General features: G+C 61.8%; 22 protein-coding genes and 1 riboswitch. Of the genes, 14 read left to right on the plus strand and 8 right to left on the minus strand.

The window, feature by feature from the left end; all coding sequences use genetic code 11:
* Window positions 1-79: 79 nt before the first annotated feature.
* From ACEN84_RS26195 to ACEN84_RS26205, 3 genes are all read left to right on the plus strand, one after another.
* Window positions 80-364: a hypothetical protein gene (locus tag ACEN84_RS26195; RefSeq protein ID WP_413712225.1), complete on the plus strand. Its 285-nt coding sequence runs from the start codon at window positions 80-82 to the stop codon at window positions 362-364.
* A 24-nt stretch (window positions 365-388) separates the two neighbouring features.
* Entirely contained in the window at window positions 389-1831 is a 1443-nt protein-coding gene (locus tag ACEN84_RS26200; protein ID WP_413712226.1) for a sensor histidine kinase, read from the plus strand.
* Window positions 1832-1985: 154 nt separating this feature from the next.
* On the plus strand, window positions 1986-2660 hold the full coding sequence (locus ACEN84_RS26205) for a response regulator (RefSeq protein WP_203430440.1): 675 nt from the start codon (window positions 1986-1988) through the stop codon (window positions 2658-2660).
* Window positions 2661-2669: 9 nt separating this feature from the next.
* On the opposite strand, the gene ACEN84_RS26210 is transcribed toward ACEN84_RS26205, so the two are convergent.
* Window positions 2670-3674 carry a GlxA family transcriptional regulator gene (locus tag ACEN84_RS26210; protein WP_413712227.1) on the minus strand — a complete coding sequence of 335 codons (1005 nt, stop codon included), beginning with the start codon at window positions 3672-3674 and terminating at the stop codon, window positions 2670-2672.
* A 120-nt stretch (window positions 3675-3794) separates the two neighbouring features.
* On the opposite strand from ACEN84_RS26210, the gene ACEN84_RS26215 reads away from it, so the two are divergent.
* The 6 genes from ACEN84_RS26215 to nrdF all read left to right on the plus strand — a co-directional run bounded on the left by ACEN84_RS26215 (window position 3795) and on the right by nrdF (window position 10247).
* Window positions 3795-4778, plus strand: coding sequence for an alpha/beta fold hydrolase (locus ACEN84_RS26215; protein ID WP_413712228.1), 984 nt, complete (start codon window positions 3795-3797; stop codon window positions 4776-4778).
* Window positions 4779-4847: 69 nt separating this feature from the next.
* Entirely contained in the window at window positions 4848-5705 is an 858-nt protein-coding gene (locus tag ACEN84_RS26220) for an MBL fold metallo-hydrolase (RefSeq protein WP_413712229.1), read from the plus strand.
* 130 nt (window positions 5706-5835) lie between these two features.
* Window positions 5836-6060, plus strand: a riboswitch (cobalamin riboswitch).
* A gap of 251 nt (window positions 6061-6311) precedes the next feature.
* Window positions 6312-6533 carry a glutaredoxin-like protein NrdH gene (gene nrdH, locus ACEN84_RS26225; protein ID WP_109462202.1) on the plus strand — a complete coding sequence of 74 codons (222 nt, stop codon included), beginning with the start codon at window positions 6312-6314 and terminating at the stop codon, window positions 6531-6533.
* A 12-nt stretch (window positions 6534-6545) separates the two neighbouring features.
* Entirely contained in the window at window positions 6546-6956 is a 411-nt protein-coding gene (gene nrdI / locus ACEN84_RS26230; protein WP_413712230.1) for a class Ib ribonucleoside-diphosphate reductase assembly flavoprotein NrdI, read from the plus strand.
* Window positions 6926-9085 (plus strand): class 1b ribonucleoside-diphosphate reductase subunit alpha, encoded by a 2160-nt coding sequence (nrdE, locus tag ACEN84_RS26235; protein WP_413712231.1) that lies wholly within the window; start codon window positions 6926-6928, stop codon window positions 9083-9085. The genes nrdI and nrdE overlap by 31 nt, the downstream gene beginning before the upstream one ends.
* A gap of 187 nt (window positions 9086-9272) precedes the next feature.
* Window positions 9273-10247 (plus strand): class 1b ribonucleoside-diphosphate reductase subunit beta, encoded by a 975-nt coding sequence (nrdF, locus tag ACEN84_RS26240; RefSeq protein WP_413712232.1) that lies wholly within the window; start codon window positions 9273-9275, stop codon window positions 10245-10247.
* Window positions 10248-10253: 6 nt separating this feature from the next.
* Here the strand turns inward: nrdF and ACEN84_RS26245 are convergent, their stop codons facing one another.
* The 6 genes from ACEN84_RS26245 to ACEN84_RS26270 all read right to left on the minus strand — a co-directional run bounded on the left by ACEN84_RS26245 (window position 10254) and on the right by ACEN84_RS26270 (window position 15694).
* A complete protein-coding gene (locus tag ACEN84_RS26245; RefSeq protein ID WP_413712233.1) occupies window positions 10254-11141 on the minus strand; it encodes an efflux RND transporter periplasmic adaptor subunit in 888 nt (295 codons plus the stop codon).
* Entirely contained in the window at window positions 11138-11347 is a 210-nt protein-coding gene (locus tag ACEN84_RS26250) for a DUF1656 domain-containing protein (RefSeq protein ID WP_112388635.1), read from the minus strand. Before ACEN84_RS26250 ends, ACEN84_RS26245 begins: the two co-directional genes overlap by 4 nt.
* A gap of 6 nt (window positions 11348-11353) precedes the next feature.
* Window positions 11354-13366, minus strand: a complete 2013-nt coding sequence (locus ACEN84_RS26255; RefSeq protein WP_413712494.1) for an FUSC family protein — start codon at window positions 13364-13366, stop codon at window positions 11354-11356.
* Between the two features lie 50 nt (window positions 13367-13416).
* On the minus strand, window positions 13417-13893 hold the full coding sequence (locus tag ACEN84_RS26260; RefSeq protein ID WP_413712234.1) for a MarR family winged helix-turn-helix transcriptional regulator: 477 nt from the start codon (window positions 13891-13893) through the stop codon (window positions 13417-13419).
* Window positions 13894-13989: 96 nt separating this feature from the next.
* Window positions 13990-14757, minus strand: a complete 768-nt coding sequence (locus tag ACEN84_RS26265) for an SDR family NAD(P)-dependent oxidoreductase (protein WP_112718562.1) — start codon at window positions 14755-14757, stop codon at window positions 13990-13992.
* Between the two features lie 31 nt (window positions 14758-14788).
* The gene (locus tag ACEN84_RS26270; protein WP_112718560.1) at window positions 14789-15694 is read right to left on the minus strand and encodes a helix-turn-helix domain-containing protein; all 906 of its coding nucleotides are present in this window, start codon (window positions 15692-15694) and stop codon (window positions 14789-14791) included.
* Window positions 15695-15780: 86 nt separating this feature from the next.
* Between ACEN84_RS26270 and ACEN84_RS26275 the strand changes: the two genes are divergently transcribed.
* The 5 genes from ACEN84_RS26275 (at window position 15781) to ACEN84_RS26295 (ending at window position 21967) form a co-directional block, all read left to right on the plus strand.
* Window positions 15781-17055: an ABC transporter substrate-binding protein gene (locus ACEN84_RS26275; protein ID WP_112718558.1), complete on the plus strand. Its 1275-nt coding sequence runs from the start codon at window positions 15781-15783 to the stop codon at window positions 17053-17055.
* 76 nt (window positions 17056-17131) lie between these two features.
* Window positions 17132-17992, plus strand: coding sequence for a carbohydrate ABC transporter permease (locus ACEN84_RS26280; RefSeq protein WP_112718556.1), 861 nt, complete (start codon window positions 17132-17134; stop codon window positions 17990-17992).
* Window positions 17989-18825, plus strand: coding sequence for a carbohydrate ABC transporter permease (locus tag ACEN84_RS26285; RefSeq protein ID WP_413712235.1), 837 nt, complete (start codon window positions 17989-17991; stop codon window positions 18823-18825). Before ACEN84_RS26280 ends, ACEN84_RS26285 begins: the two co-directional genes overlap by 4 nt.
* Window positions 18826-18837: 12 nt before the next feature.
* Complete coding sequence (locus tag ACEN84_RS26290; RefSeq protein WP_413712236.1) at window positions 18838-19920, plus strand: ABC transporter ATP-binding protein; 1083 nt, start codon at window positions 18838-18840, stop codon at window positions 19918-19920.
* Window positions 19921-19963: 43 nt separating this feature from the next.
* Entirely contained in the window at window positions 19964-21967 is a 2004-nt protein-coding gene (locus tag ACEN84_RS26295) for an aldo/keto reductase (protein WP_413712237.1), read from the plus strand.
* Window positions 21968-22015: 48 nt separating this feature from the next.
* On the opposite strand, the gene ACEN84_RS26300 is transcribed toward ACEN84_RS26295, so the two are convergent.
* Complete coding sequence (locus tag ACEN84_RS26300) at window positions 22016-22627, minus strand: exopolysaccharide biosynthesis protein (protein WP_112718548.1); 612 nt, start codon at window positions 22625-22627, stop codon at window positions 22016-22018.
* Window positions 22628-22629: the final 2 nt, after the last annotated feature.

Here is a 22629-nt window from a genome sequence, read left to right on the forward strand (position 1 = left end):
GTCCCGGCGCCTGGTTTTTCGCAAACTTGTCCTGTCCGCCGGATCGCGCTGCGAAGCCGGCGGGGTTGAATTGCCCCTGATGTTTCAAGAAGCCCGCCTTGTACGGCTGGCTTGGGATGATGCGATCTTGCGGAAAATTGCCGGGGTTTTGACGGCGCATGGTCGGACGATGTTTTCGATGTTCGTCCACCGGCGGAGCAGGTCTTCGGTCCTTATTACTCCGGGAGCAAAGTCCTATGATGAATTGGCCTTTGGTCTGATAGAATCGGCCTGCGTCTATAGTATAAAAATGGTCCTTTCTTTCGCGCCGCAATACTGCGACGATAGAAGCCTGATCGGCATTGGGGGACGTTTTGCCGAGTGAATACTTTAGGGTGGGGATATTAACGTGCATGAAGAGGTGAAGGAGCCAGCGCAGCAGCGCTCGCGGCTGTTCACGCATGTGATCGCCTGGGTGGCGCACCGGACGCTTTCGACGCAGTTTCTGATTGCGAGCGGCCTCGTCATTCTGATCGCCACGCTCTCGGCCGGCTATCTGACGACGCGGCTGGTGTCCGACAAGGCGCTGAACAGCAAGGCAGGGACGACAGCGCTTCTGGTGCAGAGCCTGACGGAGGCGGAGGTCCAGGCGCTGGCGCTCTCGAAGGTTCTTCCGGCGGCCAGCATCGAGCTTCTGGATTCGCTGTTCGACGATCCGGATTTCAAGGCGCGGTTTCCGCATATCGAGATATGGGCACCCGACGGTACCGTCGCCTACTCGCGGACTAAGCAGATGATCGGCCATCGGTTCAGTTTTCCGGAGGGCCTCAAGCGCGCCCTTAAAGGTGATATCGTTGCCGTCTATGCGGACCTTCATGCCGATGAGCATACATTCCGCAACATCGACACCCAGTATCTTGAGATATACAGCCCGCTGCACGACCAAGCCTCGGGGAGAATTATCGGTGTCGCCGAGATACACGAGGATCCGAGTGGCTTCGCCGGCGAAGTCGCGCGCCTGCGGATCGTCACCTGGGCGACCGTCGCTCTGTTTTCATTCGTCGTCATGCTCGGCCTGTTCCTGATCGTCAGGCGCGGCAGCCGGACGATCGAGACCCAGCGCCATGCGCTGAGCCATCGCGCCGAGGAGGCGGAGCTGGCTTCCAAGGAGCTGATGGAGCTGCGCGATACGGCGCGGCGCGCCTCGATGGAGCTCGCCAACATGAACGAGACCTTCATCCGCCGCATCGGCGCCGATCTGCATGATGGTCCCGTTCAGCTGATGACGCTCGCCATCCTGCAGCTCGACGAGCTGCGGGACCTGACCCGCAAGGACGAGCGCGACAGGGCTCTCGACGCGACGAACAAGGCGCTGGGGGAAGCGCTCATCGAAACGCGCACGGTGACGAAGTCGCTGCTCCTGCCGGAGATCCTGCATCTCTGGGCCAAGGATGTGGTGGCCGAGGCGATCAAGCAGCACGAGGCGCGCACGCGAACCAAGGTCGCCTTCACCTCAAGCGGTACGAATGCCGATCTGCCCCCGGCGCTGAAGACCTGCATCTACCGCTTCGTGCAGGAGGGGCTCAACAATGCCTACCGACATGCCGGCGCCAACGGCCAGCGTGTCCGATGTCGGATCGACATGCCGGTCGTCTCGATTTCGGTCGAGGATGACGGTCTGCCTGCGGGGACGCTGCCGCTTGCGGCGCGCGAAGGCGGAATGGGCCTTTACGGCCTTCGCCAGCGCATCGAAAGCTTCGGCGGGTCGCTGACCATCGGCAAGCGCCCGGATGGCGGCATGGTGCTGGCGATGACGCTGGAACTGCAGCAGGCGGATGCCGCCGCCCATTGAGCCGGAACTAGCCGAATTGATAGGTAGCTATAAGCATAGATGTGGAATAGACACAAATACGATGAAGTTAACCAAGCATTAAAATCCAGCTTTATGTTTTGCTCTGATTACATTAGAGCTGTTGGATAGAAAGACGAGGGGGTTATTCGTCATCATGTCTATCTCGGTCGCGTTCGTAGATGATCATCCAATATTACTGGATGGACTGGTTAATCTTTACTCCGCTAAGGATGACCTCCGGGTCACGGCGCGCGGTGAGAATGCCATCGACGCCCTGAAGATCGTCGAGGAGCATCGTCCCGATGTCCTCGTCACCGATCTCAGCATGCCGGGCGACACGCTGGCGGCGCTTGAGCTGATCCAGAAGAATTACGAAGGCACCAAGGTCGTGGTCTTCACGGCGACTGCCAATATCGACACGGCGATCCAGGTTCTCAATCTCGGCGTCTGCGGCTATGTGCTCAAGGGCAGCACGGCGCGCGATCTCTACGAGGCGATCAAGACCGTCCATGACGGCAGCACTTTCATCACGCCGGGCTTTGCCACCAAGGTCATCCTGTCGATGAAGACGGCGGAAATCCGCCGCAAGGCGCAGATGCAAAAGCGGCTCAGCGCCCGCGAGGAGCAGATCGTCAACTACCTGCTGCAGGGCAAGACCAACCGCGAAATCGCCAGCATGCTCGATATCAGCGAGAAGACGGTCAAGCACTACATGACGCTCCTGATGCAGAAACTCGACGCCCGCAACCGCGTCGAAGTCGTGCTTGCGGCCCAGAAGCTGCAGGCGCCGGTCGAGACCAGCGCTCCGTCCTCGATGCTTCTCTCCTAGGCTGCGAAACTAGGCCGGCAATGCTGCCGGCTGCCCGCGGCCGAGCGAGAAGCGGATGCGGTATTCGGCCGGTGTGAGGCCGAGAATCTTCCTGAAAACCTTGCGGTATGTCTTCGGATCCTCGTAGCCGCTCTGCCAGGCCACTTGCTCGATCGTCATATGCGACCGCTCGAGCAGCTCACGGGACTTGGCGATCCGCAGGCGCTGGCAGTATTCGGTCGGATTGATGCCCGTCGCCTTCTGGAAGCGGCGCAGGAAGGTGCGCTCGCCAAGCCCGGCGCGCTCGGCCATGGCAAGCAGCGTCAATCCTTTCACGTTCGTCCCATGTAGCCAGTGCTGGATCTTCAGGATCACGGTGTCGCCATGATCGAGCTTCGGCGAGAAGGTGGCGTAGTAGCTCTGCTCGCGGGCGCCGGGATCAACCAGCATGAATCGCGCGGTCGCCAGCATGACGCTCGAGCCCATCAACCGATCGACGAGTTTCAGCCCGAGATTGATCCAGGCCATCATGCCGCCGGCAGTCATGATATCGCCCTCGTCGATGATCAGCTTGTCGGTGTTGACCCCGACATCGCCGTAGCGACTGGCGATCAGCTCCTGATGCGACCAGTGTGTGGTGATCGTGCGGCCGGAGGCGAGGCCGGTTTCTGCCAAGAGATAGGCGCCACCGCAGACCGAGCAGATCGTCGTTCCCTCGGCGTGGCGGGCGCGGATCCAGCCGGGAAGGCTGCCCATGCGGCGGCCGACCGGCAGATCGTTCAGCGTCGGCGGTAGGATCAGCGCCATCAGCTTCTCGCCGGTGCCGGGCTGGCTTTCGAACATCTTGCGGACGGAACCGTCCTCTTGCAGGTGCCAGTGGCTGACGCGCACCTGCGGCGCGGTCTCGCTGTGCTCGGCTGCCTGCATGCCGGCCACCTGGAACATATCGGTCAGACCATAGATCGCCGACATCAGGGCACCCGGATAAATGACGATGCCGATATCCACCGGCGCGTCCAAAGCCGCTTTTGTCAATTCCGCCCCCATCGTTGTCAGCTTCGCCCGTCGAGAGCCTAGGCCCGCGGGTCTATCAAATCAACCAGCGCACCGGACAGGACGCGACGAGATCTGAGAGACCAACCGGAGGACAGGACAATGGCACAAGCAGAAGCAGCAACCGCAACGATTTCCCGCAGAAACATGCTGGCCGGCGCATTCGGCGCAGCAGCGACGGCAACCGCACTTTCCGCCATCGCAACCCCAGCCAAGGCCGAAACGAAGGCCAACCAGAGCAACGAAGGAGCACGGACCATGGGCAGCAGGATCATCACCCGCGACGGCGTCGAAATCTATTACAAGGACTGGGGCAAGGGCCAGACGGTCATCCTCAGCCACGGCTGGCCGCTTTCGGCCGACAGCTGGGAAGCGCAGGCCTTCCATCTCGCCAATAACGGCTTCCGCGTCATCACCCATGACCGCCGCGGCCATGGACGGTCCAGCCAGCCGTGGGACGGCAACGACATGGACCACTATGCCGATGACCTCTCCGATCTCATCGAGCAGCTCGATCTCAAGGATATCATCCTGATCGGCTTTTCGACCGGCGGCGGCGAAATCAGCCGCTATATCGGCCGCCACGGCACGGGCCGCGTCGCCAAGGCCGGCCTTATCTCCGCCGTGCCGCCGCTGATGGTCAAGACCGACAAGAACCCGGGCGGCCTGCCGAAGGAGGTCTTCGACGGCATCCAGGCGGCGAGCCTGAAGGATCGCTCGCAGCTCTACAAGGATATCGCCGGCGGCCCGTTCTTCGGCTTCAACCGTCCGGGCGCCAAGGCTTCGCAGGGCATGATCGACAGCTTCTGGATGCAGGGCATGATGGGCGGCCACAAGAACACCTACGACAGCGTCGTCGCCTTCTCGCAGACCGATTTTACCGAGGATCTGAAGAAGTTCGACGTGCCGACGCTGATCGTGCATGGAGACGACGACCAGATCGTGCCGATCGATGCCGCCGGCCGCGCTTCCAAGACGCTCATCCCGCACGCGATCCTCAAGGTCTATCCCGGTGCGCCGCATGGCCTGACGGATACCCACAAGGATCAGCTGAACGCCGATCTCCTCGAGTTCGCCCGTTCATAACCCCTGTCGCGGGCGGTGCCACCGATCCCGGCGCCGCCCTGCCTTTCACCGAAACCGGAGGGTGTCCAGATGACCCGCATAACCGAAACCAAGCCCTATAGCTTCGAACATGGTGCATTCGACATAACCGTCTTCAGCGATGGTTTCATCATGCTGCCGGACCAGATCATTCTGCCGGATACGCCGGCGGAGGATCGCCCCGCCATCCTCGGCCGTATCGGCGGCGATGCGACGGTCGCTCCTTTCCAGGTCAACATTCCGCTGATCCGGGTAGGCAAGGATTTGATCCTCGTCGACAACGGATCGGGCACGCGCTTTCAGGATACCGCGGGCCGCCTCGCAGGAAATCTGAAGGCCGCCGGCATCGATCCTGAAGCGATCACCAAGGTGATCTTTACCCATGTCCATCCCGATCACTCCGGCGCCACAGTCAATCCCGACGGAACGCTGCTCTATCCGAATGCCGACTACTATGTCAGCGAAGCGGAATGGGCCTTCTGGACGGACAAGGATTTCGAGATCCACATGCCCGAAGCGCTTCACGGCTTTGCCCGTGGCGCCCAGCGCGATCTCAACGCCGTCAGGGATCGCCTGACGCTGGTAAAGCCCGGCGACGACATCGTTTCCGGCATGCAGGCGGTCAGCACGCGCGGGCATACGCCCGGCCATATCTCGCTCGAACTTCGCGGCCGCGACAATCTGCTGATCACCGGCGATGCGGCAACCAGCAATGTCGTCTTCTTCGAGCACCCGGACTGGCACTTCGGCTTTGACACCGAGCCGGAGATCGCGCTCGCAAACCGCAAGACGATGCTCGACCGTGCCGCCGGCGAAAAGCTCAAGCTGCTCGGCTACCACTGGGCCTATCCCGGCGTCGGCTATGCCGAGCGGCAGGGCACTGCGTATCGATTTTCGGCTGCGGATTGATCGCGGGAGGGGAGCGGGCGGCCTTGATACACCGGCTGCGTTTACTCCCCATTCACCATGTTCATCGGATTTCCCCACTTTCCTCAGTGCTGTTGGCAAACAAATTATTGACGCTGATTTTGACTCGCGTACTATATCTAGTGTTCGAGGTTCTCACGATTCGTCGGGGTCGTGGGCTAAGACGGGAATTCGGTGAGGCCCGCTGCAATGCGGGACAATGCCGGAGCTGCCCCCGCAACTGTAAGCGGCGAGCATCTGTCCCATTTCGGGTCACTGGGTCATGAGGACCCGGGAAGGCCGGGATGAATGTGATGATCCGCAAGCCAGGAGACCTGCCTTGAGCGAAAACGTCCACGGGCGGGGTGTCCGGCTGGCGAGCGATGAGGTGCGCGCATGATGCGGCTCTTCGCTTCCTCCGGTGTGTCCTGCTTGAGCCACTTCGGGGTGAAGTCTTATGTCTTTGAGTTTCAGATCATACCGGCGCGAATGACGGGCTGCTGACGCCCGGCAATCGGCAACGGCTGCCTTCCATTTCGATCTTCCCAAGCGCGGACATCGGCGGATGTCCGAGCGATATCCCATGCCTTCCAGTCACGAGGTTTTCCAATGAGCATCACCGTCTACAGCAAGCCCGCCTGCGTCCAGTGCACCGCGACCACCCGCGCCCTCGACCGCCAGGGCATCGACTACACGATCATCGATGTTTCCACCGATAGCGCTGCCTATGAGCTGGTGCAGGGCCTCGGCTACCGCCAGGTTCCCGTCGTCATCGCCGGCGAGCAGCATTGGGCCGGCTTCCGCCCCGACATGATCAGCGCGCTCGCCTGATCGGCTGCCGCGATGGGCGAGATCGTCTATTTTTCCAGCCGGTCGGAGAACACCCATCGTTTCGTCGAGAAGCTCGGCCTTCCCGCCCGGCGCATCCCCATTACCGGCGAGACCCTGCAGGCAGGGTCGCCCTATGTGCTTGTCGTCCCGACCTATAGCGGCGAGGGCGGCAAGGGGGCCGTTCCCAAACAGGTGATCCGTTTCTTGAACGATGCGGCAAACCGTTCGAACCTTCGCGGCGTGATCGCTGCGGGCAACAGCAACTTCGGAGAGACCTACGGGCTCGCCGGCGACATCATCTCGCGCAAATGCCAGGTGCCGTACCTCTACAGGTTCGAGCTCCTCGGCACGGCTGACGACGTCGCCAATGTCAAACACGGATTGGAACGATTTTGGACACGGCAGTTCTCGAGCGCCCCTTGAAGGCGCAGGCCGCTGATGCCGCGCTGGATTATCACGCGCTGAACGCGATGCTGAACCTCTATGACGGCGAGGGGAAGATCCAGCTGGACAAGGACCGGCAGGCGGCCAAGCAGTATTTCCTGCAGCACGTCAACCAGAACACCGTCTTCTTCCATAACCTCCGGGAGAAGCTCGATTATCTGGTGACCGAGGGCTATTACGAGCAGGAGGTGCTTGACCAGTATTCGTTCAATTTCGTCCGCGATCTCTTCGATCATGCCTATGAGAAGAAATTCCGGTTCCCGACCTTTCTCGGCGCCTTCAAATATTACACCAGCTACACACTGAAGACCTTCGACGGGAAGCGCTATCTGGAGCGCTACGAAGACCGTATCTGCATGGTGGCGCTGGCGCTGGCGCGCGGCAACGAGGCGCTCGCACGCGACATGGTCGACGAGATCATTTCCGGCCGCTTCCAGCCGGCGACGCCGACCTTTCTCAACGCCGGCAAGAAGCAGCGCGGCGAGCTCGTCTCCTGCTTCCTGATGCGGGTCGAGGACAATATGGAATCGATCGGCCGCTCGATCAATTCGGCGCTGCAGCTTTCCAAGCGCGGCGGCGGCGTGGCGTTGTCGCTGACCAACATCCGCGAGGCCGGTGCGCCGATCAAGCATATCGAGAACCAGTCGTCGGGCATCATTCCGGTGATGAAGCTCCTGGAAGACGCATTCTCCTACGCGAACCAGCTCGGCGCGCGGCAAGGGGCCGGTGCGGTCTACCTGAATGCGCATCACCCTGATATCATGCGCTTCCTCGACACCAAGCGCGAAAATGCCGACGAAAAGATCCGCATCAAGACGCTGTCGCTCGGCGTCGTCATCCCCGACATCACCTTCGAGCTCGCCAAGAACAACGAGGATATGTACCTGTTCTCGCCCTACGACGTGGAACGCGTCTATGGCGTACCATTCACCGAGATCTCGGTCAGCGTAAAGTATCGCGAGATGGTGGCCGACAGCCGCATCCGCAAAAAGAAGATCAAGGCGCGCGACTTCTTCCAGGTGATTGCCGAAATCCAGTTCGAGAGCGGCTATCCCTACATCATGTTCGAGGACACGGTGAACAAGGCGAACCCGATCGCCGGGCGCATCACCATGAGCAATCTCTGCTCGGAAATCCTGCAGGTCAGCGAGGCCAGCGAATATAACGACGACCTGTCCTACAAGCACATGGGCAAGGACATCTCCTGCAATCTCGGCTCGCTGAACATCGCCGCAGCAATGGATTCGGCCAATTTCGGCAAGACGATCGAGACCTCGATCCGGGCGCTGACGGCGGTTTCCGACATGAGCCATATCTCCTCGGTCCCGTCGATCGAGAAGGGCAATGACGAAAGCCACGCCATCGGTCTCGGACAGATGAACCTGCATGGCTATCTCGCCCGCGAGCGGATCCATTACGGCTCCGAAGCGGGCGTCGATTTCACCAACATGTATTTCTACACGGTGACCTACCATGCCATCCGTGCGTCGAACCGGCTGGCAGTCGAGCGTGGCCAGAGCTTCAAGGGTTTCGAGAACTCGAAATACGCGTCCGGCGAATATTTCGACAAATACACCGAGCAGGAATGGAAACCAGCCACGCAGACGGTTGCTGACCTGTTCACCAATGCCGGTATCGAAATTCCCACGCAGGAAGACTGGATGGCGCTGAGGCAAGCGGTCATGTCGGGCGGTCTCTATAACCAGAACCTGCAGGCAGTGCCGCCGACCGGATCGATCTCCTACATCAACCACTCGACCTCCTCGATCCACCCGATCGTCTCGAAGATCGAGATCCGCAAGGAAGGCAAGATCGGCCGCGTCTATTACCCGGCCGCCTTCATGACCAACGACAACCTCGACTATTACCAGGATGCCTACGAGATCGGGCCGGAGAAGATCATCGACACCTATGCGGCGGCGACCCAGCATGTCGACCAGGGCCTGTCGCTGACGCTGTTCTTTCGCGACACCGCGACGACCCGCGACATCAACAAGGCGCAGATCTACGCCTGGAAGAAGGGCATCAAGACCATCTACTACATCCGCCTTCGCCAGATGGCGCTGGAGGGGACGCAGGTGGAAGGGTGTGTTTCGTGCACGCTTTGATTTCGATGTCCTACCGAGAGGTTTGAGACCGGAGCCCCCTCACCCTAACCCTCTCCCCGCTGGGGAGAGGGGACGAGGTCTGAAGAGATGCTGCCACAAGTCCCTTCTCCCCAGCGGGGAGAAGGTGCCGGCAGGCGGATGAGGGGGCCGCGCTCTCCGACAGAATTGATTGAGGAAAAGATTTCCCATGAACATGCATGCCAAACCCGCATCGCGCATCCGCGCCATCAACTGGAACCGCATCGAGGACGACAAGGACCTCGAAGTTTGGAACCGCCTAACCGGCAATTTCTGGCTCCCTGAAAAGGTGCCGCTATCGAACGACATCCCCTCCTGGGCGACGCTGAAGCCCGAAGAACAGCAGCTGACGATCCGCGTCTTCACCGGGCTGACGCTGCTCGACACGATCCAGAACGGCGTCGGCTCGGTGAAGCTGATGGCGGATGCCGCGACCCAGCATGAGGAGGCAGTGCTCTCCAACATCTCCTTCATGGAGGCCGTGCACGCACGCTCCTATTCGTCGATCTTCTCGACGCTCTGCCTGACGCCGGATGTCGACGACGCCTATCGCTGGTCGGAGGAGAACGAGTTCCTGCAACGGAAGTCGGCGCTGATCATGGAGCAATATGCCTCGGGCGATCCCTTGAAGAAGAAGGTTGCGAGCGTCTTCCTCGAAAGCTTCCTGTTCTATTCCGGCTTCTATCTGCCGATGTACTGGTCGAGCCGCGCCAAGCTCACCAATACGGCCGACATGATCCGCCTGATCATCCGCGACGAGGCGGTGCATGGCTATTATATCGGCTACAAGTTCCAGCGCGCCGTCGAGCGCCTGCCGGAGGCGAGCCGCCAAGAGATCAAGGACTTCGCCTTCGATCTGCTGCTGGAGCTCTACGACAACGAGGCAAAATATACCGAGGCGCTCTATGACGGCGTCGGGCTGACCGAAGACGTTAAGAAGTTCCTGCATTACAACGCCAACAAGGCGCTGATGAACCTCGGCTACGAAGCGCTGTTTCCGCCGGAAGCCTGCAAGGTCAATCCGGCGATCCTGTCGGCGCTCTCGCCGAATGCCGACGAGAACCACGACTTCTTCTCGGGCTCCGGCTCGTCCTACGTCATCGGTAAAGCGGTGGCTACCGAAGACGAGGATTGGGACTTCTGAGAAGCCTCAGTTCAGCGATGCGAGGTCGCCGCTGTGGCCGCCGACCTCGACCGTTGCCGTCAGGCCGGCGATCAGCTTGATGTCATCAGGCACCTTGTCGAGATTGATGCGGACGGGAACGCGCTGCGCCAGGCGCACCCAGCTGAAGGTCGGGTTGATATTGGCAAGCAGCCCCGTACCCGAGGTGCGCTCGCGATCCTCGATGCCGGTGGCGATGCTGTCGACATGGCCTTCCAGCGTCTGGCGATGGCCCATCAGATGGATGGTGACGCTGTCGCCGACATGGATGCGCGGCAGCTTGGTTTCCTCGAAATAGCCTTCGACGCGCAGCGAATCCGTATCAACGAGCGCAATCTTCGCCGTTCCCGCCGTCACGTAGTCGCCCGGGCGCAGGCTGAGGTTCGAGACCGTGCCGTTGACGGTGGCCTTGACGGCGGAGCGGTCGAGATTGAGCTGGGCCAGATCGCGGTTGGCGACGGCCTGGAGGTAGGTGGCTTCGGCCTGGTCGGCGGCGGTGCGCGCCTGTTCCTTCTGCTGCATCGAGGCAGCGTCGCCGAGGCGCTCCTGGCGCTCGGTTTCGCGGCGGGCCTGTTCGAGGGCCGCCTTGGCGCCTTCGAGGGCCGCTTCGGTCTGAGCGAGCGCAATCTTGAACCGTTCGCCATCGACGCGGAAGAGGACGTCGCCCTTCTTGACCGACTGGTTGTCCTTGACCGCGACGTCGCTGACGAGGCCGGACACATCGGGCGCGATGCCGACGACATCGGCGCGCAGGCGCGCGTCGCGCGTCCAGGGTTCATCCATGTAATGCACCCAGAGGCCATGGCCGGCATAGGCGGCAGCGGCAACGAAGGCGAGGGTGACGAGCAGGCGGGAGATTGATTTCAGCGTATTCATGCGAAGTACCAGCGTGTCAGAGAGGAGACCGCTCCAAGGAGCAGCACATAGAGGGAGAGATCGAAGAGGCCGCGGTGCCAGACGAGCGAATAGGCGCCGAGCCAGCTCAGTCCGCGGCGGACGATCATCACGAGAAGAAGAGAGAGCACCATGAGAACGAGAAGGCGCGGCACATAGACGCCGTAAAGATCGAATTCGGCAGGCATGACAGTTTACTCGGCTGCAATCTGAAGAGGGGTGGGGATGGTCTCGGGCGCGGGCCAATGTTCGGGTGGCGGCGCCTCGGGGAAGAGTGCGCGGCGGAGGCCAACCAGCGCGTCTATGTTATCGCGGGTCTCCGCCTGTTCATGGGCGATCGTTCCCAGGCTGTCGTCGATTGCTGCCCGCAACGTGTCGGGCGGATCGATCGCCTGGCCGGCATCGAGCCGCGACCGGTAGAATTCGGAAACGCCTGCAAGGACGCGGCCGATGGAGAGGGCGCTCGCGCCGCTCAGTTCCTTCCGCTTCGTCTGTAGCATCAAAACGTTGAAGCCGAGACGGACATCGGCAAAGCCGTCCACCTTCTTGAGCTCCCGGTCTTCGACCGCGGCCAGGCGCGGAACGAGCTGGCCGAGGCGGTCGAGGATGCGGCCGGAGAGCCGTTCATGATCGGTGCGGCGCTCGCCGGCCGCCGTTTCCGCCAGATCCTTCCACCCGGCGCGCACCAGCCGCCAGGCGGCAAGTTCGGCGCCGAAGGGTCGTGCGATCAGCGTCCAGACGAGGGCAAAGCCGATGCCGGCAAGGGCTGCGATCGCCTCGTTGGTGAAGGTCGTGAAGTCGGACGTATAGCGATCCTGCAGGGCAATGAAGGAGGCGCTGTTCACCGAGAGCAGCATCGCCAGCATGTTGAACTGCGGGCGGGTGATCAGAAGACCGAGCAGCAGGAATGGCGGGGCGAAGGCCACCACCAGGAGCTCATAGGAATTGACCGCTGGCAGGATGGCAAAGATGTAGGTGAAGGAGATCACAAGGCTCACCGCCGACCAGATGAACATCGAGCGGATGAAGGGTGCTGGGCGATCCATCGCCGCAAAGAACGAGCAGGCGACGGCCGCCATGGTCACGAAGCCCGCGCCATTCTGCCAGCCGGTGAAGATCCAGAAGAAGCAGGCCACGGCAATGCCCGCCACGACCGAACCGGCAGCAAAGGCAATCAGCGCAAAATCATAGTGCCGGACGCGACCAACCACCTGGCGATGACGAAAAACCGGATGCCACGGGCCCGCATGACGGCCGCTGGCGATCTCGTCGCGCAACGTCAGGCAATCGTGCCAGAGATCGACGATCTCGCCGAGGCGGGCGAGCGCGCTGCGATAGAGTAGCGCATTCCAGCCGGTCTCGTTGCTTTCGGATGTCTGCACGTCATCGATGCGGCGGCGCAGCTTGGCGCCTGTTCCATCCGGCTTTCCGGCGCCGCCCTGCTGCAGCCAGGATGCGGCGTCGTTGAGCAGAACGGAAAGTGCCGGCGGCAGCTCCTGTCCTGATGATTTCAGGGCATGGAGGCGGTCGGCGAGGGAGGAAAACAGCGGTAGCAGCATCAGCAATCTGCCGCGCAGTTCGCGCGAATGGCGCACGATATCGCGGCCGTTGGCATCATGGCCGAGCTGGCTGATGACGAGATCGAGGCCGGTGACGTCGGAGGCGAGCTTCTGCCGCTTCAGCGGGGTCGCGGGCGAGGCGCCTTCGCCGCGCAGGATCTCGTCGGCCCAGCTTCCGGCATCGTCGAGCCAGGTGGTGATGCGCTGGCCAAGCAGCGAGCTGACGCTGGCCGGGAAGACGACCGCGCTGACTAGGCTGGCGCAGACGATGCCGATGATGATCTCTTCCGAACGGGCAAGCGCCGTATCGAAGACCGTTTCCGGCGAGCCGACGGAGGGCAGGGCGATCATTGGCAGCGAATAGCCGGCAAGCATGAAGACATAGCTTCTGGCACTGCGATCAAGCATCGAGATGAAAAGCAGCGTGCCCGTCCACAGCGCGACCACGATCGACAGCAGTTCAGGAGCGTTGACGAAGAGGGGAACGAAGAACACGGCCGCCGACGCGCCGAGCAGCGTGCCGAGCGCGCGATAGAGCCCCTTGGAGCTCGTGGCGCCTGCCAGTGGATTGGCCACGACATAGACGGCCGCCATCGCCCAATAGGGTCGCGGCAGACCGAGCGAAAGCGCCACGAAAAGCGCCAGCATCGACGCAAGGAACGCCTTGCCCGAAAACAACCAGTCACGCCATCCAGGTGTCACGACGCTGCCTCGATTTCCTTTTCGATGGCGCCTGTCTGCGTCACGTCGATATTGTCGAAGGCCTGAAGCACACGCACGGCGGCTTCGAGGTCAGCCTTGCTGACGTCCTGCATGATGCGTCCGCGCAGCTCGTCGAGCACGGCTTCCATGCGCGCCGCGAGCGCGCTGCCTTCTTCGGTCAGGTAGAGACCCTTGGCCCGGCGGTCGGCCGGGTCGTCCTTGCGCACGACAAGACCGAGCGTCTCGAGCTGGTCGAGAAGACGCACCAGCGACGGGCCCTCGATGCCGACATTGCTTGCGAGCACCACTTGCCGGACACCGCCGCCGAGGCGGCCGATCCAGAGCAGGGGGGCAGCACAGGCCTCGGAAATTCCGTGGCTGCTGAGAGCGAGATCGACCGCACGGCGCCATTGGCGGCCGGTCGAAAGCAGGTTGGCGGTAAAGACGCGCTGAAGGCTGTTGTAGGAGGTCATGCGGCGTATATAGCACCAAATTCGATAGGATTCAAATTATTCGCTATCTATTTTATCCACTGCGGCGATTTGGCCAGTCGTGGTTACCAAAACCTTTCAGATCGCCGTGAAGCCGTTGTCGACGAAGAGATGGACGCCGTTGACGAAATTCGAGTCGTCGCTGGCAAGGTAAAGCGCGGCTCGCGCCACATCCTCGGGCTCGCCGATCCGGCCCTGCTGGGCGGCGATCGCCGCGTCGGAGACATCGACGCCGAGCTTCTGCAGTTCGGCGACCTCGCGCAGGCCATGCGGCGTGCGGATGAAGCCGGGGCAGACGGCATTGCAACGGATATTGCGGTCGCGGAACTCGACGGCGATGGCGCGGGCAAACATATGCACGGCGCCCTTTGTCGTGTCGTAGAGCACTTCCATCGGCGTTGCCGCAACGGCCGAGATAGACGAGGTGCAGACGATAGAGCCGCCACCTGATGCAATCATCTTCGGCAGCACGGCCTTGGTCATCAGGAACATCGAGCGGACGTTGACGCCGTGCAGCCACTCCCACTCCTCGAGGGTCGTTTCGAGGAACGGCTTGATGACGATCGTGCCGGCGTGGTTGAAGAGCACCGTGACCGCGCCGAACTTCTCCTCGACGCCTTTCACCGCATCATTGACGGCCTTCTCGTCGGAGACATCGGCGACCCAGTATTCGGCGGTACCACCGGCATCCCGGATCGCCTTCACGGTCTCGGCGGACGCTGCCTCGTTGCGGTCGATGATCGCCACCTTTGCTCCCTCGGCTGCAAAGAGCTTCGATGCCGCCCCACCCATGCCCGTCGCGCCGCCGGAAATGATCGCAATCTTGCCTGCCAGTCTTCCGGCCATGGGGACGTCTCCGTGTTTGATGTGAATGGGTTCAGTTTGCCGTCGAAATTCCCGAAGAGCGCAGGTCGCGACGGAAATCGGAGGGCGACATGCCGGCGATGTGCCGGAAGGATTTGTTGAAGGCGCTGATCGAACCGAAGCCGCTGTCCATGGCGACCTGCAGCACGTTGGCCTCCTCGCTCATCAGCATCGCCTGGGCGCGCGAGAGCCGCAGCAGGTTCACATATTTGCTGAGCGTCATGCCGGTCGATTTCTTGAACAGGTTCATCGCGTATTTCGGATGAAGATCGGCGGCGCGGGCGATATCGATCGTGTCGATATCCTCCATGAAGTTGGCGGCGATGAAATCGCACATGCGCGCCACGTTGCGCGACGACTGGGCGTAGGGCGGATCGTTCTCGGCAAGCTCGGCGCCAAGGCCGATCATCGAATAGGGTTCGAGCAGAATACGCTCGATGCGCAGGAGCAGCTCGTCGACGGCATGCTGCGACTTTGCCGGGTCGCCGGAGGTCGCGTAGCGGTGCCAGCGGGCGAAATTCTCGTTGTCGGCGGCATCGGTCGCCGAGGTCAGCATGGTCGCGCCGCGCATCAGCTGGCTGGAGATGGCAACGGGCAGGCGCATGCGGAAGAAATAGACGAGCGGCAGATGGGCGCCCGCATAAATCGAATCGTCCGATGATTCGTCCATCTGATGCGGCTGGCCGCCCCAGAACAGACACATCTCGCCGGCCTTCAGCGAAAATTGGTGGTCGCTCATGCGGTAATGCACGGTGCCGCGCATCACATAGTTGACCTCGACCTGCGCGTGCCAGTGGGGCATGACCATGACGGGCGGATGGGCGTGGAACATCTGCAAAGCGGTGGGTAGGCCCTCGATGCTGCTCGCACCCGGTTGATAGATGGCTCTTCCCGCGACCTTACTTTCCGCCAAATCCATATTCCCTTTTTAGGAGACAGCCGGTGCCTGCAAGCTAGTGTAGGCACGTTCGCTAAGGGACGGCAATTGAAAAGGGAGGATTTTCAATGCGCTTCAATCTTATCGGCGCGACGGCTGCTGTCGCGCTTCTTGCTTCCGGCTCCGCTTATGCAGAGCAGGGCACGCTCACCATCTGGAGCTGGAACGTCGCCGCATCGGCGCTGAAATCCACTGTGGAAGGCTTCAACAAGAAATACCCCGACGTCAAAGTCGACGTTCAGGATCTCGGCAACCAGCAGGTCTTCGACAAGATGCTGGCCGCCTGCGCCGCCGGAGGAGACGGCCTGCCTGACATCGTCACCGTCGAAAACTTCGAAGCGGAAATCTTCTGGAACCGCTTCCCGGATTGCTTCACCAACCTGAAGGACCTCGGCTACAACGCCGATATCCAGGCGAAATTCCCCGACTTCAAGCGCACCGAGCTGGAAGTCGGCGATGTCGCCTACGCCATGCCGTGGGATTCCGGCCCGGTCGCCGTCTTCTACCGCCGCGATTTCTATGAAAAGGCCGGTGTCGATCCGGCAAGCATCAAGACCTGGGACGATTTCATCGCTGCCGGCAAGAAAATTTCCGAAGCCAATCCCGGCGTCGTCATGGCCCAGGCCGATTTCAACGGCGACAGCGAATGGTTCCGCATGATCTCCAACGAGCAGGGCTGCGGCTATTTCTCCGAGGATGGCCAGTCGATCACCATCAACAAGCCCGCCTGCGTCGCGACCCTCGAAAAGGTCAAGCAGATGAAGGATGCCGGCACGCTGACGGCCGCCATCTGGGACGAAAAGATCCAGGCAAACACCGCAGGCAAGGTCGCCAGCCAGATGTATGGCGGCTGGTATGAAGGCACGATCCGCTCCGGCTCGCCCGATCTTTCCGGCAAGTGGGGCGTCTATATGATGCCGAGCCTGACGGCTGATGGCCCGCATGCCGCCAACCTCGGCGGTTCGTCGCTGGCGATCGCTGCCAATTCCGAAAACAAGGAAGCGGCCTGGAACTACATCAACTACGCGCTGGCCACCAATGAAGGCCAGGTGACGATGCTGAAGTCCTTCGGCCTTGTTCCCTCGCTGCTCTCTGCCGTCCAGGACCCGTTCGTCAACGAGCCGCAGCCCTATTGGGGCGGCCAGAAGGTCTGGGCCGACATTCTCTCGACCCTGCCGAAGATCGTGCCGAGCCGCGGCACGCAGTTCCAGACGGATGCGGACGCCATCTACAAGGCATCGCAGACCAAGTATTTCGCCGGTGGCTATCCGGATGCCAAGGCAGCGCTTGACGACGCTGCCAAGCAGATCGCCACCGCGACGGGTCTTCCGGTCGCAGAATAAGTGACGAAGCCGGGCGCCCCGCGCGCCCGGCGCTCCATCCCCCGGGATGGCTCGTTGCGTCTGTGAGGAGGAAAATATGCCGATCCGCAACCGGAGCGCCTACGCGTTCCTCGCGCCCTATCTTATTGTTTTCGCCACCTTCTGGGTGTGGCCGATCATCAGCTCGTTTCTGATTTCGTTTCAGAATACGCGCGTCAATCCGTGGAAGTTCAGCCTCTCGGCCAATTGGGGGCGCCTGTTCGGCGACCCGGCTTTCTACAACGCGCTCTACAACACGCTGATCATCCTGGTGATCCAGGTTCCGGTGATGATCGCGATCGCCACTGTCATGGCGGTGCTCCTGAATTCGCCGCTCCTGAAGCTGCGGCCGCTCTTCCGCTTTGCCTTTTTCGCGCCTGTCGTCGTCGGCGAGGTCGCCTATGCGGCCGTCTTCCGGCTGATGTTCAGCATCGATTTCGGCATCGTCAACAAGCTCATCACCTCTGTCGGTCTGCCCGCCGTTTCCTGGTTCGACAATGCCAACGCCGCCATGGCGCTCGTCATCATCGCGGTGACCTGGCGCTGGGCGGGCTATAACGCCATCATCATTCTGGCCGGCCTGCAGTCCATTCCTGACGATGTCTATGAAGCCGCGACGCTCGATCGCGTTAGCAAGACGCAGCAATTCTTCCACATCACCCTGCCGCTGCTGAAGCCGATCATCCTCTTCTGCGTGGTGCTCTCGGTTATCGGCACGATGCAGCTCTTCACCGAACCGTTTCTGATCACCAATCGCGGCGGTCCGGGTGGTGGCACGGAGACGCTTGGCCTGCTGCTCTACCGCCAGGGGTTCCTGTCGCTGAACTTCGGTTATGCGTCAGCCGTCGCTTACACAATGGCAGCGCTCGCCGTTGCAATCTCGCTGCTCAATCTGTGGGTCGGGAGGGAGCCGAAATGAAATCCAAATCGCAATCGCTTCTCCTCAGAAAGATCGCGCTGCATGCGGTGCTGACACCGCTGGCGATCGTCTGGCTCTTTCCGCTCTGGATGATGTTCATCTTCTCGACCATGCCCGATTACGGCATCTTCAGCCCGGAGATCGTGCTGCTGCCGTCAACGAATTTCGTCACGAACTTCCAGGATCTGGAAGCGCAGACCGGCTTCACCCGAGCGATGTTCACATCGATCTCGGTCGCCGTCATCTACACCGTTCTTTCGGTGCTCTTGACCTCGATGGCCGGCTGGGCGCTGGCTCGCTATCGCTTCGCCGGGCGCTCCGTCGTCGTCGCCATCATCCTCGGCACCATTACGCTGCCCTTTGCCGTGGTCGTCATCCCGCAGTTCATCATGGTGGCGCGCGAGTTCAAGCTGGCGAATACCTGGGTGGCGCTCATCGTTCCGCCGCTCTTCAATTCGCTCGGCGTGCTCTTCATGCGCCAGTCTTTCTCGATGATGCCGAACGAGCTGTTCGATGCGGCGCGCGTCGAGGGCGTCAAGGAATGGCAGATTTTCCTCAGGATCGCGCTGCCCTTGGCGCGGCCGACCATGGCGGCGCTCGCCATCATTCTCTTCCTGGTGTCGTGGAACAACTATCTCTGGCCGCTGCTGATCAACTCGCGCCCGGCGATGATGACGGCACCGGTCGCATTGGGAACGCTGATCGGCCTCACCAAGGTGTCCTGGGGCGGCATCATGGCGGGTGCCACAATGCTGACCGCGCCGATCCTCATCATCTTCGTGCTCCTGCAGCGCCACTTCATCGCCGGCATCGCTGCCGGCGCAATCAAATAATCGGGGAGCCGCATGGCAGAGCTTTCACTCACGAACGTCATCAAGCGCTACGGCGCTCTCGAAATCATCCATGGCGCCAATCTGAAGGTCAAGGACGGCGAGTTCGTCGTCTTCGTCGGCCCGTCCGGCTGCGGCAAGTCCACGCTCCTGCGCATGATCGCCGGGCTGGAGGATGTTTCCGGCGGCGAAATCAATATCGGGGGCAAGGTGGTCAACGATGTCGAGCCCGCCGACCGCGGCATCGCCATGGTCTTCCAGTCCTACGCGCTCTATCCGCATATGACGGTGGCCGAAAACCTCTCCTTCGGCCTGCGGATGAACGGCAATCCCAAGGAAGATACCGAAAAGCGCGTCCAGCACGCCGCCGGGATCCTGCAGATCAACGAGCTGATGCAGCGCCGCCCGAAGCAGCTTTCCGGCGGCCAGCGCCAGCGCGTCGCGATCGGCCGCGCCATCGTGCGCGAGCCCGAGGTCTTTCTGTTCGACGAACCGCTGTCGAACCTCGATGCCGAATTGCGCGTGCAAATGCGCGTCGAAATCTCCCGCCTGCACAAGCAGCTCGGCACGACGATGATCTATGTGACTCACGACCAGACGGAGGCGATGACGCTTGCCGACAAGATCGTCGTGCTGCGCGCCGGCAATATCGAGCAGGTCGGCGCGCCGCTCGATCTCTACGACGATCCGGCAAACCAGTTCGTCGCCGGCTTCGTCGGCTCGCCGAAGATGAATTTCATCAAGGCTGTTGTCACAGGCAAGGATGCTGCGGGACTGACGATCGCGCTCACCGCCGACAAGAATGTCCGGCTGACATTGCCGCTTTCGGCTGCGCTCGCCGAGGGCACCGAAGTGACGCTCGGCGTTCGCCCTGAACATTTCGGCGATGCCGGCAAGGGCGATGCCGACTTGACCGTCAGCGTCGATGTCGCCGAGCATCTCGGCAATACCAGCTACATCTACGCAACGCTCGGCGGCGAGCAGCTCATTATCGAGCGGCCGGAATCGCGCGCCACCGGCAATCGCGACAGCCTGACCGTCTCGCTCTCCGCCAAACGCAGTTTCCTGTTCGACAGCGCGGGCCAACGCCTGCGCTGACCATCCGCAATCCCAAGACGCATTTTATGAAAGAGGAATAGATATGAGCTCAGAACAACCGATCCGCTGGGGCATCATCGGTCCCGGCACCATCGCCCGCACCTTTGCGGATGGCATCGCGCATTCGCGGACCGGCAAGCTTTCGGCCATCGCGACGCGCAATCCCGACAAGCCCGGCCTCGGCGACGGTTTCCCGGGCGCCCGCATCGTCAAGGGTTATGACGCGCTGCTTACCGACCCTGAAATCGACGCGATCTATATCGCCACGCCGCATACCGGCCATGCCGAATGGGCGATCAAGGCAATCCGCGCAGGCAAGCATGTGCTCGTCGAAAAGCCGATCGCGCTTTCCGCTTACGATGCGGACGCCATCTATCACGAGGCCAGGAAGGCCGGCGTCTTTGCCGGCGAAGCCTTCATGTACCGCGTCCATCCGCAGACGGCGAAGATCGTCGAGCTGGTGAAGAGCGGCGTCATCGGCACCGTCAGGATCATCCGCTCGAGCTTCGGTTTCAACATGGGCACTTTCCGCCCCGAGCACCGGCTGTTTTCCAACGACACCGCGGGCGGCGGTATCCTCGATGTCGGCGGCTATCCGGTCTCGATGGCGCGGCTGATCGCAGGTGCTGCCGAAGGCAAGCCTTTCCTGGAGCCGGAAAAGGTCTCGGGCGTTGCCCATCTCGGCCAGTCCGGTGTCGATGAATGGGCCTCGGCTGTCCTGAAATTCCCGAACTCGATCATCGCCGAAGTCTCGTGCTCGATCATGGCGAACCAGGACAACACGCTGCGCATCATCGGCTCGGACGGCCGCATCGAGGTCAAGGATTTCTGGTTCGCATCCGGCCACAAGGGCGGCACCGGCAAGATCGAGATCATCAAGGGCAACGAGCAGGAGACGGTCGAGATCAAGGAAGACCGCTGGCTCTATTCCTTCGAGGTCGATGCCGCTGGCGATGCGATCCGCGCTGGAAAGCATGAGTTCACGTCGCCGGGCATGAGCTGGGCCGATTCTGTCGGAAACCTCAGGGTTCTCGACCAGTGGCGCGCTTCCGTCGGCCTGGAATACGGGGTCGAGAAGGCAACGAAGCGGACGCTCAATCTCGCAGGCGCACCGGTCAAGCTCGGCAACAGCATTCCGAAGCGTGAAATTCCGGGCATCCTGAAGCCCGCCTCTGTCGTCACACTCGGCTTCGAATTCTTCCCGAATTTTGCCGCCGCATCGTTGACGCTCGATGCCTTCTACGAGGCAGGCGGCAATGCCTTCGACACGGCCTATGTCTATGGCGGCGGCAAGACCGAGGCTATCTTCGGCGACTGGCACACGAGCCGCAAGGTTCCGCGTGATGAGATCGTGCTGATCGGCAAGGGCGCCCATTCGCCGCTTTGCTACCCTGACATGATCGCCAAGCAACTCGACCAGTCGCTCGACCGGCTGAAGACCGATTATGTCGATATCTATTTCATGCACCGCGACAATACAGCCGTGCCGGTCGGCGAATTCGTCGATGCGATGGATGCGGAGGTCAAGCGCGGCCGCATCCGCGGCATCTTCGGCGGCTCGAACTGGACGCGGGCGCGCATGGAAGAGGCGATCGCCTATGCCGACAAGAACCACAAGACGGCGCCGGCCGCCCTTTCCAACAACTTCTCGCTGGCCGAGATGCTGGATCCGATCTGGGCCGGTTGCGTCGCGGCTTCGGACGACGAGTGGAAGGCGTGGCTGAACAAGAAGCAGATCCCGAACTTCGCCTGGTCGAGCCAGGGCCGCGGCTTCTTCACCGACCGCGCCGGGCGCGACAAGCAGGACGACGAGGAGATTGTCCGTTGCTGGTATTCGGATCGCAACTTCGAACGCCGCGACCGGGCAATCGAACTCGCCAACAAGCTCGGCCGCAGCCCGATCCACATCGCGCTCGCCTATGTCGTCGCCCAGCCGTTCCCGGTCATCCCGCTGATCGGCCCGCGAACGATCGCCGAACTGGAAGACAGCCTCTCGGCGCTCGACATCAAGCTGACGCCGGAACAGGTGAAGTGGCTGGAAGGCTGATAGAAAGCGATGGCCGGTCGCGGCTTTCCGCGATCGGCCATCATCGCTTTATGCAGCAGCAATCAACGTAGCCGCACCGCGAAACAGGAAGACCGTCGCGACAGCGGCGACCGCAGTCAGCGCGAGCCCGCCCAAAATGACCAGGCCATCGCGCTCGATGAGGCCGACGGCCATGACGCAGATGGCGACGGCGGGTGCGATATTGCCGAAGGGGATCGGCAGGGCGATGACGATCGCGAGTGCGAAGACCGGGACGCCGAGCAGGCATGGGAGGAAGCGGCCGGCGAGGGCCTTCATGCGCTGTGGCCGGATCAGCTTCTCGACCTGCCGCACCATCGGTCCGGCGTGACGCTCCATGCTCTCGAAGACCTTGCCGGAGAGGCGGCGGTTGCGGAGGATCCCGGGCAGCCAGGGGCTGCGGGCGCCGAAGACGAATTGCAGGGAGATGATCGCCAGCGCCGTGCCGAATACCGCGCCGAATGGCCCGGGGATCGGGATCAGCGGCGGGATGGCGAGCAGCAGGATAACAAACCCGAAGCCCGACGGTCCCATTTCATCGATGACTTCGCCGATGCTGAGGCCGTCCCGCTCGCGGGCGGTGGCGGCAAGGCTGGCGAGCGTGCGCGAGGCCACGCCCTCTGATCGCTGCGCATCCGCCATGC

This window comes from Rhizobium sp. Rhizsp82 (assembly GCF_047325115.1).
Classification (GTDB): domain Bacteria; phylum Pseudomonadota; class Alphaproteobacteria; order Rhizobiales; family Rhizobiaceae; genus Rhizobium.